This is a genomic window from Cupriavidus sp. CuC1 (assembly GCF_044627735.1).
Lineage (GTDB): Bacteria > Pseudomonadota > Gammaproteobacteria > Burkholderiales > Burkholderiaceae > Cupriavidus > Cupriavidus ulmosensis.
In genome coordinates this window covers 47071-58266 of the sequence record NZ_JBIUHC010000059.1, presented here as the reverse complement: position 1 = coordinate 58266, position 11196 = coordinate 47071, and the positions used below count along the sequence as shown (strand labels likewise).

The 11196-nt window shown below is 61.8% G+C and carries 7 protein-coding genes and 2 pseudogenes; 5 read left to right on the top strand and 4 right to left on the bottom strand.

Features of this window, described 5'->3' with window-relative positions:
- The first annotated feature begins 176 nt into the window (after positions 1-176).
- Positions 177-1585, top strand: a pseudogene (ltrA, locus tag ACGLHR_RS24380) (group II intron reverse transcriptase/maturase).
- A gap of 22 nt (positions 1586-1607) precedes the next feature.
- Here ltrA and ACGLHR_RS24375 read toward each other — a convergent pair.
- Complete coding sequence (locus ACGLHR_RS24375; RefSeq protein ID WP_267601718.1) at positions 1608-2690, bottom strand: IS630 family transposase; 1083 nt, start codon at positions 2688-2690, stop codon at positions 1608-1610.
- A 192-nt stretch (positions 2691-2882) separates the two neighbouring features.
- On the opposite strand from ACGLHR_RS24375, the gene ACGLHR_RS24370 reads away from it, so the two are divergent.
- On the top strand, positions 2883-3041 hold the full coding sequence (locus ACGLHR_RS24370; RefSeq protein WP_267601501.1) for a hypothetical protein: 159 nt from the start codon (positions 2883-2885) through the stop codon (positions 3039-3041).
- A 154-nt stretch (positions 3042-3195) separates the two neighbouring features.
- On the opposite strand, the gene ACGLHR_RS24365 is transcribed toward ACGLHR_RS24370, so the two are convergent.
- The 3 genes and pseudogenes from ACGLHR_RS24365 to ACGLHR_RS24355 form a co-directional block, all read right to left on the bottom strand.
- Entirely contained in the window at positions 3196-4566 is a 1371-nt protein-coding gene (locus ACGLHR_RS24365) for a Fic family protein (RefSeq protein ID WP_267601502.1), read from the bottom strand.
- Positions 4567-4756: 190 nt separating this feature from the next.
- Positions 4757-5174: pseudogene (locus tag ACGLHR_RS24360) on the bottom strand (tyrosine-type recombinase/integrase); the annotation flags it as partial.
- 10 nt (positions 5175-5184) lie between these two features.
- Complete coding sequence (locus ACGLHR_RS24355; RefSeq protein WP_267601503.1) at positions 5185-5841, bottom strand: TetR/AcrR family transcriptional regulator; 657 nt, start codon at positions 5839-5841, stop codon at positions 5185-5187.
- Positions 5842-6955: 1114 nt separating this feature from the next.
- On the opposite strand from ACGLHR_RS24355, the gene ACGLHR_RS24350 reads away from it, so the two are divergent.
- From ACGLHR_RS24350 to ACGLHR_RS24340, 3 genes are read left to right on the top strand one after another with little or no spacing between them, the layout of a single operon-like run.
- On the top strand, positions 6956-8593 hold the full coding sequence (locus tag ACGLHR_RS24350) for a DUF1302 domain-containing protein (protein ID WP_267601504.1): 1638 nt from the start codon (positions 6956-6958) through the stop codon (positions 8591-8593).
- Positions 8594-8628: 35 nt separating this feature from the next.
- On the top strand, positions 8629-9996 hold the full coding sequence (locus tag ACGLHR_RS24345; RefSeq protein ID WP_267601505.1) for a DUF1329 domain-containing protein: 1368 nt from the start codon (positions 8629-8631) through the stop codon (positions 9994-9996).
- Between the two features lie 28 nt (positions 9997-10024).
- The gene (locus tag ACGLHR_RS24340; protein WP_267601506.1) at positions 10025-11170 is read left to right on the top strand and encodes a YCF48-related protein; all 1146 of its coding nucleotides are present in this window, start codon (positions 10025-10027) and stop codon (positions 11168-11170) included.
- Positions 11171-11196: the final 26 nt, after the last annotated feature.

Here is an 11196-nt window from a genome sequence, read left to right as displayed (position 1 = left end):
GTGTGCGGGAGAACTGCACGCACGGTTTGAGCGGCGGACGGAGGCCAGCGCGCAAGCGCGCCTCCTCCGACCCGACACCTGAGAAGCTGCCGAACAAGACTGCGGGTGCAATTCCTGCGGTGGCGGAGGTGGTGGAGGGAAGGCGGCGGGCCAAGGGCAATGCAGTCGCAGCGCGCATGTCCCGCAGATTGGGGCGGGCATATGACATGGGAACGGCGCTCGACGGCATACGACAGACGGCCAAAGGCCGACCGGGTGCGAAGTTCACCACCCTGATGCATCACATCTACGCAGTCGACCGCCTGCGGGCAGCCTACGTTGCGCTGACGCGCAAGGCGGCGGCCGGGGTGGACGGTCAGACGTGGCAGTCGTACGGACTGGACCTTGAGGCTCGCCTTCTGGACCTGTCCGACCGGCTGGCCCGAGGGGCTTACCGGCCCCAGCCTGTCAGACGCGTGTACATCGACAAGGCCGACGGCAGCAAGCGCCCGCTGGGCGTGCCGGCGCTGGAGGACAAGCTCGTCCAACTCGCCACGGTCGAAGTGCTGAACGCAATCTACGAACAGGATTTCCTCGGGTTCAGTTACGGCTTCCGTCCCGGCAAGAGCGCGCACAACGCACTGGACGCCGTGAGCGTGGGGGTGGAACAACGAAAGGTGAACTGGATACTCGATGCGGACATCAGCAAGTTCTACGACACAATCGAACACGACTGGCTGGTCAGATTCATCGAGCACCGGGTAGCGGACACACGGGTTGTGCGGCTCATCAAGAAGTGGCTGCACGCTGGTGTGCTGGAAGACGGGAGGTTGACGCAGAGCGAGGTGGGGACAGTTCAGGGCGGAAGCATCAGCCCGTTGCTGTCCAATATCTATCTCCATTACGCGTTCGACCTGTGGGTGAAGCAGTGGCGTGCGCGGCATGCCGAAGGCGATATGGTCATCGTGCGCTATGCCGATGATTGGGTCGCAGGGTTCCAGTACATCGGTGACGCTGAGCGTTTCCAGCGCGAGGTGACCGAGCGGATGGCCCGCTTCGGCTTGAAACTGCACGAGGGCAAAACGCGGCTGATCGAGTTCGGGCGTTTCGCGCGCGAGAACTGCCGACGCCGTAATGGGGGCAAGCCGCCGACCTTCGACTTCCTTGGATTCACGCATTGCTGTGGGAAGACACATAAGGGACGGTTTGCGGTCCTGAGGCTGACCAGCGCCAAGCGCATGCGCGCCAAGCTGCTGGCAGTCAAGCAACAACTGCGACGACGCATGCACCAGACCATCGCGGAACAAGGCAAGTACTTGGGGTCCGTGGTAAATGGACACATGCGGTACTTCGGCGTGCCGCGGAACGGGCCGCGTCTTGCCCGCTTCCGGGCGCTCGTGGCCCGCGTGTGGTATCGCGCATTGCACCGCCGAAGTCAGAAAAGCCGACTGCGCTGGCAGCAGATGAATCGGCTCGTTGCCCATTGGTTGCCCTGTACTCACATTTGCCATCCCTATCCGAACCAGCGTCTGATTGTTACGACCCAAGGCAGGAGCCGTATGCGGTAATTCCGCTCGTACGGATCTGTGGAGGGGGTGCTGGGTGACTGGCATTCCTACTCCGACCGATTACGATGCGCCGGTTTGCAGCGGATAGCCCCGGAAGCTCCATTTGAACGGGCGTGCCGCCTGATTGTGCGCGCGGATAAACTGCTCTGTGCGCTCGCGCAGGTGCGCGATGCTGGTGTGACTCGCATGGCGCAGTACCCGGCGCGTGTAGCGGGCAAACCAGAGTTCGATCTGATTGACCCAACTTGCGTGCAACGGCGTGAAGTGGAAGTGAAACCGCTCATCGTGCCGCGCGTTAAACGCCTGCCAGACGGCCTGGGCACAATGTGTGTTCAGGTTGTCCCAGACGACGTGCACCTGTTTGCCCGGGTACGCGCTTGCCACGCGCTCCATGAAGGCGACCAGATCGTCCTGGGTGCGCCGGTCGCGGCAGTCTGCCAGCACCTGTCCGGTATGCACGTCAAGCGCCGCAATCAACGCCTGGGTGCCGTGACGAATATATTCAAACTCACGCCGACGCAGCCGCCCCGGCGCGGGTACCCGTCCCGGGTGCTTACGCTCGATGGCCTGAATGCCGGTCTTCTCGTCGATACTGAGCACCACCGCGTTTCGCGGCGCCTTGCGGTACAGTTTGCAAATGCCGTTGACCTTCTCGCGAAAGGCGGGGTCTGGGCTATGTAGCCATTGCTGGACCCGGTGCGGACGCACGTCGCCGGCCTGCAGAATGCGCTGCACTTGGCTGCGGCTGATCTGCTCGACAACGCCACGCTCCACGGCGCGCGCCACAATCTCATCGAGCGTAGGCGTGACCCGCCCCTCAGGTTCCTGCGTCTCACAAGCCAGCGCGATCAACTGTAGTCGCGCCTCGTGCGTGATGCGCGGCGGACGGCCGCTGCGCTCGCCCTCGCGAATGCCTTGGGCACCTTGCTGGGCAATACGCTTGCGCCACAGGCAGACCGTTTGCACCGATACACCCAGTTCCCGCGCAATGACTGTATTGGCGTGGCCCTCGTGGGCCCACAACGCGATTCGCGCGCGCATCACATCTCGCTGCGGCGCCGTCTTGCGCTCGATCAGCGATAACAGTTCCTGTCTTTCTTTCTTCGCCAGCTTCACTGGCGTTGCATAGCGGCCTCGACTCATCCCGCCATGATATCCGAGGCGATTATTTATTCAAGCTATTTCCGGGATGTTGTACTAGGGCGCCGGGCGGTCCGAAAATAATTGTTATTACAACGATTGATCCGGCAATCGAGCGACCTACGATCGGACTGGGAAGGTGCGGCGATTTATACCCGGTCCCTCAACAGGTAGTTTTAGGGAGTGGGAGTCGGGGTGACAATCAACGTAGCGATTTCGCCTGGCTCTGCGACCGTGGGCACGGCGAGCATAGTTGTGCATGGCGAGCATCCCCTTGATGCAGAAAATGCAATTAATCGCATTTTGATGATCAAAGGATGCTCGCGCAGCCAAGCGGAAAAATCGCCGCGTTGATCGTCGCCCCGACGCTCTCTCCCGGAAGCTACAATAGGGCCAGATCAGGCGACACGAAATGAAGAAGCCAGACATCAAGCGATGCGAGGGATACCGGCAGTACTGACCAGCATGAGAAGGGTGCGCGCTTGTTACCCCACGCTGCGCAATGCAATCAGGGCGATGGTCGCGTTACTTGGGCTGTCTTCCAAGCGGTGAGCTCGGAGGGGCGCAAGCCGTAGCGGGCCAGCACGCCCTCGTGCAGTCGCCGGAGTTCTTCCACGATCAGTGCTTGTACGTTGTAACGATCAGCGTCCGGCACTTTTGCTATGACGGATTGCTGAATTACGGAAAACGCATCCTGATTGGGCTGCATCACGACGTCCCGGATCGTCTGTTTGATCACATCACGCCAGGCAAGGCGCAGCGGGTCCGGTTCTGCCAGATCCTGCTTGATAGCCAGATACTCTTGCGTCGACCGCTCGTAGGCCCAAACATAGAGATCGCGCAGCAGCTCGACGCGGGTCATCTCATACATGCCGAGAATGGCGCGACTGTAGGCGTGCTCCGGCACATCGAGGAAAGTGAGCGGACAAAGGTTTGCACGGAACAGCGGCAAATTGGCCACCAGGCGCGAGGTGCGTTTGTTGATGTCGGCGAATGGCTGCAAGTATGGCAGATGTACCATCACGAAGAATGACTGTTCGAAGGGATCGGCAATCTGATTGACCTTCTCGAGCAGGACATCTAGCGCCTGGTCGATCTGCTGTGGTGCCGACAGGGGACGGTAGACACTTCTGCCAATGTCCACGGCATGCTGGCGAATCCGGCCTTCATCAGCAGGGTTAGGCAACAGGTTCTCCGACAAGGCGCTATGTAGGTTCATCAATGTGTAGCGGTCAAAACCGACCGTATCGATGTTCTCCACCAGCAACTCGATGGCGGTCTTGTGGTTGAGGATCATCTGGGTTTCGATGGCCGCCTTGCCTTGCGCGGCTTTCCCGTGCTCGATCAACTCACGGGTGTCCAGCCGGGAATAGGTGTTGCCCTCCAAATGGCTCGACGCCCATGATAGGTCGATCAGGAGCCGGTTCAGAATTGCCCTGCTATAGGTTCCAGCGGGTGCATTAGCCTGCGTGGTCTTGCCCATCTTGTGTAGCTGACGCCGAAGCGATTCCGACAGATACCAAGTGACATTGGGCCTATAGGCGTCAAGAAATTCGCGTTGGTAACCGACGGGCTTCCGCGCCTCCAGAGGCTGCTCGATATACGCCACGATATCGCGGCTGTCGGCGGAAAGCGGGATGTAACTTGGGAACTGGTCTTCCTCTGTGGCAGCCGGGGCAATCGCTGCCGTTTGTAGCGCAAGATAACGGCGGGCGCGCCCTTCGCCGACCGCTCTGATCTGCCCACTCTCGATCAACTGGCTGATCCAGCGTTGTGCTGTCCGTCGCGCAACGTCTGGATGCTGTGCCAGCAACTCCGCGAGCATCAATCCCGCGGAGGCTTTCCGAACACTTTCTAGCAGTGCATTTGCGGTGGACATGTGGGCTGTGGCGCAGTTCGTTCAGGCGATGGCGCGATTGTGGCGCAGTTTGGCTAACTGCGCCACAAATTGGCGCAGATGTGGTGCAGTACAGGCATCAGCGCCACTATAGTGATGCTTGGCTTGCCTGACTCGGTCGCCGGGCCTTGTGTGAGGCTCAGGGGCTAGCGTGACGCGACGGCGGCCAGTGCTAGCGCTTCCAGCCAATCCGATGGCGCTCCTGCGTGGCTTCGTGTCGCGCATCGTCTTCCGTATGCAGATAAGCGCTGGTCGTGGCGATGGAAGCGTGCCCGAAATTGTCCCTCACGAACCGCAGGTCCACCTGCTGGTCGGTCATATGCGAGCCCGCGGTATGACGTAGCCAGTGCGCCGAGGCGCTGGCCAGTACCTCGGCCCGGCTTGCCCATTCGTGGCCGCGCGCACGACCGCTGGGCGGATAGCGCAAAGATATTCTTGAGCGCCAGGTGCAGTGCGCCGCGTGACAAGGGCTTTACCTTGCCAATGATCGCTAGCACGATCGGGCGATCCTCGTCTGGCAATGGCATTGACGGCAGGCTGTATGCCTCGCGATAGCGCGCCAGTTCCGCCATCCGCTCATCCGCGTTCGGCCTCCGTTTGCTAGGAGGCCTTGCTCAGCGCCTTCCAGACCACCTTGGTGGCCACGCGCAAGTCCTCGGGGTCAGGCGCGTTATGCCCGGCCCGGCGCGCATAGATCACAAGGCCCAGCAGGTGCGAAAGAATCAGCGCGCCACGAAGGGAGCATTCGGCCGTTGACAGCGACGGATTCACCCTTGCCACCACGGTGGCGAAGATGTCCTGCAGTTCCGCGTTGATCTCCGCCACAGCCTCCCTTGCAAACTCCTCTTTCTCCGCCAGGCTCCAGCATTGCAGGGCAAACGCCCCCACGCTGGCATCCGAGCCGTCCAGCGCCGTGAAAACGTTGTCGACGATGGCATCGAGCAAGGTGTCCGGCGACCGGCTCCGGTCCTTGAGCAGCGTGCGGTAGAGCTCGAACGACCGCCTAGAGCGCGCTTCAATCGTGCTGCGCAACAGTTCTTCGCGTGTGCCGAAGTAGTGCTGAAGCGTGCTCAGCCGGATACCGGCTTCGCTGGCAATGCGGCGCTGCGTGAAGCCAGCACTGCCTTCCGCCGCGAAGACCCTGGTCGCGACCTCCAGGATTTCGGGGACTCGGGTGTTCCTGTTGCCACGGCGCCTGGGCGCGTTGTCTTCCTTGTTGCCGAGGATATCGGCAGACGTGATCGTGAGTTCCTTCATCGATTGAAATCCCAGTGTCCTCTCATCCCGGGCGGCCTATCAGGCCGTCGCGGCAAGCCTGAGTTGGCGTGCGTGATCGCGTGGCGCGTCCTCTTTTTCTTCGCAGGTTTCATCAAGCCATAGAGATCGTGCTCCGTGGCGCATGATCTTGGAGCCTAGCATAGGTCACGGAACCAAATAAATGTAGTACGGGAAGTACTAGGTAGCCCCGACATTGTCTGTTTTATTAAACACTTTTATGTAAAATGTGTCGATATAAGCCAAAACATAGGGATTTCCCGGGCCAGTCCAGGCTTGATCTGGGTCAAAAACTCTCTATTATTGGGTCACCAGACCAATTATGCAGGCGCGCCGGCCACACAGCAGCGCAGGGGCAGCCGCTAGGAGGAGTCCAAGTGCCGAGCAGTACCCACCGCTCACATGGCCACGCGCAGCCAGGGTTCCAGGCCTTGCCGGGGCCGTGCTCGTCACGATCCGCCATCGGTCGTACCACATCGGATACGGTCATTGGTCTGGTGCTAGACAGCCATCGCTGCCGCGCTGTCCCTGGCCTCTGCGTTGGCCGCAAGCCGCCCTGAGCGGCAGGCCACACCAATTTTCCGTATCGCAGCCTTGTCTGTTGCGTGCCAAGCCGCTGGCATGCCGATGGCTTTCGTCCTTTGCACGTGGGAAAGCACTTGCGTGCCATCGTGAATGGCCAGCGGTCGATGCCATAAACGGGGCGCGCATAGGTGCTCTGACTACGCGCGAACGGATGCAGGAGGCGTGGTGATATCGGTGGCGCGACACCTTGGGATTGGGTCAAAAGCCCCTTGCAAGATCTAGGTAAAAACTCGGGGTATCCTGCAAAAAATTCTAAAGTCAAAATTCGTATCGCACATTAGAATTTGTGTGGAGGGGCATCGAGAGCGGCGCGGCGGTCTTCCGGCGCGCCGCTGACAGGATCCGGGCCACCTCGATACGAGCTTCGCGCTGGCCACGGCAGTAGCAGGGGGAGTGGGGCTGGAAGCGAAAAAAAGAGGACTCGGCACGATCCGGCCGCGCGCGACCGACACCTTGGTGCAGGCCCGGGTGCGAAGCGACCTCACAAAAGAAAACGGGATGGAGACGGCAGATGAATAGGAGCAACAACGTTCGGTGCGCGGCCCTGGCGCCGCGGGCCATGGTGGTGGCCCTGGCCCTGGCATATGGCGGGAGCGCTGCGGCATTCGAAGTCGATACGGGCAACACGGATTTCAAGCTGCGTTGGGACAACACCGTGCGCTACAACCTGGGCATGCGGATGGAAGGGCAGGACTCCAGGCTGCTGTCCAACCCGACCTACGACGAGTCGGACAGCAAGTTTGGCAAGCACTCGATCGTCACCAACCGCGTCGATCTGTTGAGCGAAGCCGACGCCAACTATAAAGGCCAGGTAGGTGCGCGCATCAGCGCCTCCGGCTGGTACGACGACGCCTACAGCGACCGCTCGGTCAAATCGCCCGCAGGCTTCCCGACCAGCTATTTCGGCAACAACTACAACGCGCAGGTCGGGCGCTACATGAACGGGCCGTCGGGCGAGTTGCTGGATGCTTTTGCCTGGTCCAACTTCAACCTTGGCGATGTGCCGGTCAACGTCAAGGTGGGTCGGCACGCGCTCTCATGGGGCGAGGGCTTGTTGATTGGCGCGCACGCCATTTCGTATTCGCAGGCGCCGATCGACGGCGTGAAAGCGGTCAACAGCCCCGGCATCGAGACCAAGGAGGTCTTCCTGCCTCTGGGCCAGGTTTCGTTCAAGGCTCAGGTCACCGACAAGATCTCGTTGTTCGGCCAGTACTTCTACGAGTGGAAGCCGACGCGCGTTCCCTACGGTGGCACCTACCTGATGGGCGCGGATACGGCACCCTATGTCGATCGCGTTGGCGTGAGCCCCACCGCGTCCCTGAACAACGCGGGCGGCGGCAAGCCCGGCAACACCGGCAACTGGGGCGTGGGCGCCAAGTTCGACGTGGACCCGATCGATTCGAAGATCGGTGTCTACTATCGCCGCTTCAATGACTACACGCCGGAGACCGGTATTCAGCTCCTGCCGAACGGACAGTTCCGCTTCGACTATGCACAGGATGTGGAGTTGTACGGCCTGAGCTTCTCGCGCCAGTTTGGCTCCGTGATCGTCGGCTCCGACCTGTCGATGCGCAAGAACACGCACCTGAACTCGGCGACCACGATGACGACCGATACCGGCGCGCGCGGCGATACCTTGCACTGGGTGGTCAACGGCATGTACGGCCTGCCCAAGACGCCGCTGTGGGACACTGGCGTGCTGGTGGCCGAGTTCGCTTATAGCCATCTGCTCAAGATCACCAAGAACGAGAACCTCTACCGGGGCGAAGGCTATAAGGGTTGCGAAACCACCGCGACGCCCAATGCCTGCTCGACCAACAACTTCTACCAGCTAGCCCTGAATTTCACGCCGCAGTACTTCGCCGTCTTTGCCGGCTGGGACCTGAGCGTCCCGCTCACGGTCAACTGGGGCATCAAGGGCAAGGCGCCCACCGGCGGCGGCGGCTTCGAGAAGGTGGTGTCCTATTCCGTCGGCGTAACCGCGACCTATCACTCCAAGTACGAATTTGGCCTGCGTTATTCCGACATGTTCGTGCCGACCCGCTACAACTCAGCAGGTACTACCGCGGTGGGTGGCGGCGCGCTCAACAGCGCCGTGGGGGCCACCGACCGCGGCTGGCTGGTCCTAACTTTCAAGACGGCCTTCTAAGGCCGCTCTCTCGCAACAACAGACAGGAGACCCTGATGAAACTGCACTATGCAATCTGCGCTGCCTTGATCGGTGCCAGCGGCGGTGCCATGGCGGCCGTGTCGGCTGACGAAGCCAAGCAACTCGGCACGACATTGACCGAGTTCGGCGCCGTCAAGGCCGGAAATGCCGATGGCACGATCCCGGCTTATACCGGCGGCCTGACCAAGGCGCCCGCCGACTACAAGCCGGACAGCGGCTTCTGGCCCGACCCGTACAAGGACGAGAAGCCCTTGTTCCGCATCGACGCGAAGAACGTCGACAAGTACGCTGCCAAGCTTAGCGAAGGGCAGAAGCACCTGATCAAGAAGAATCCCGGCACGTACTACATCGACGTCTACCCGACGCACCGCAGCGCGGCCTTTCCGGAAAAGATCCTGAAGGCGACCGTGCGCAACGCCACCGGATGCCAGACCATCAAGGATGGCCTGGCGATCGAGAGGGCTTGCCGCGGCGGCATGCCGTTCCCGATCCCCAAGACCGGCAATGAAGTGATGTGGGACCACATCCTGCGTTATATGGGGGACACCGCCATGGTCTCCAACCATGGCTCGACCTGGGTGGTCGATTCCTCGGGCAAGCCGACCCAGGCCTCGGAACAGTACACATTCCAGGACTATGTCTACTACCAGGTCGACCAGGCCGATCGCGACCCGGACATGATCTGGCGCACCTACTCCAACAACAAGGTGCCCGCGCGCCGCGCCGGCGAGATGACCGGCCTGATCGACTACCTCGACCCGGTCGACAAGCCGCGCAAGGCCTGGAACTACCAGCCGGGCCAGCGCCGCGTGAAGCAATCCCCGGAGTTCGCATATGACACGCCGGTAGGCAGCATGGGCGGCGTGACGCTGTTCGACGAACTGTTCGTCTTCACCGGCAAGCAGGACCGCTTCGATTTCAAGCTGGTCGGCAAGAAGGAGATGTACATCCCCTACAACAGCTACAAGATGTACAACAGCTGCACGTCCGAGGACGCATTGCAGCCCAAGCACGTCAATCCGGCGTGCGAACGCTGGGAGCTGCATCGCGTGTGGGTGGTCGAGGCGACGCTGAAGCCGGGCCAGCGTCACGTGTACTCCAAGCGCACCTACTACTTTGACGAAGACTGGTCTGGCGCATCGCTCTATGACGCGTTCGACCAGTCCGGCGAACTGTACCGGGCGCTGTTCCAGGGAACCATCCAGCTCTTCGGCAAAAACCTCCAGCCGTATGGCGTGAAGAACACGATCTACGACTTCAACAAGGGGATCTACGCCTATATCAATGATGCGTCGAAGTCCGGCTACTTTGTCCAGCCCTCGCGATTGAGCGAGCGCGAGCTCAATCCCGAGGCCGTGGTAGCACGCGAGACCGCGCGTTGATGCCCCGCCATTGACCAGGAGCCGCAACGTGCAACCACTGCCTAGTTCCCTTGCCGCGCCAGAAGGGGCGCGATCCTCGCGCCGCCTCCCGTGGCGGCTGGCGGCTGCGCTTGGCGTCCTGGCTGCCCTGGGCGTCTATGCTAGCGAGAGCGTCCAGTACGCCCCGATGCGCGACGTGCTCGACCTACCTGTCCAACCAGGCAAGCTTAACAAGCGCGCTACCGCTAGCAGCGTGGCCCGGGAGGGCAAGCGGCTGGTAGCTGTTGGTCCGCGCGGCTTCATTGCGCTGTCTATCGACGGCGGCGCGCATTGGAGCCAGGTTGGCAGTCCGGTGCAGTCCGACCTGGTTTCGGTGAAGTTCAGCGGCGCGGGTATCGTCTGGGCCGTGGGGCACGACGCCGTCGCGCTGCGCAGCACGGACGGCGGCGCAAGCTGGCAGCGCGTGCTGGATGGGCGCGCGCTGCTCAAGCTGCTGCGCCAGCACTATGCTGAGGGCGCCGGCGCGCCCGATGCCGGCAAGATCCGCCAGGAGGTGGAGCGCTGGGCGGCGCAGTCGGCCACGCCGGACGTGCTGCCCACGCCGTTCTTCGATGCGTCGTTCACCGATGCCAACGAGGGCTTCCTGGTTGGCGCGTTCGGGCTGATCTTGCGCACCGGTGACGGTGGCAAGACCTGGACGCCCTGGATGGAGCACACCGACAACGACAGCCGGCTGCATCTCTACGCTGTGGCCGGTCACGATGCGCAGCGCTACATCGCCGGCGAGCAGGGGCTGCTGCTGAAGCTCGACCGCGCGAGCGACCGCTTCGTCAAGGTAAGCACGCCTTACGAAGGCAGCTTCTTCGGCCTGGATGCCAGCCCGGGCCGGCTGCTGGCCTACGGCCTGCGCGGCAATGCCTACATGAGTACGGACGAAGGACTAGCCTGGCACAAGGTCGAAACCGGCATCGACGCCAGCATGGTGGCCGCCGTGCCCACGGATCCCAAGGGGTTGCTTTTGGTCTCGCAGGCCGGACAGGTGCTTTCGGTTTCCGCCGATGGTCGCAAGGCGGTACCGCTGCAGGTGCCTTACACCAGCGAAGTGATGGGCGCCACGGCGTCGGAGTCGGGCGCCCTTGTGCTGGCGCTCGTCGACGGTCTGCGCGTAGTCGACATCTTGCCCTCGGCCCCATGAGCGCCGCATCTCGAATTAACCAAGGA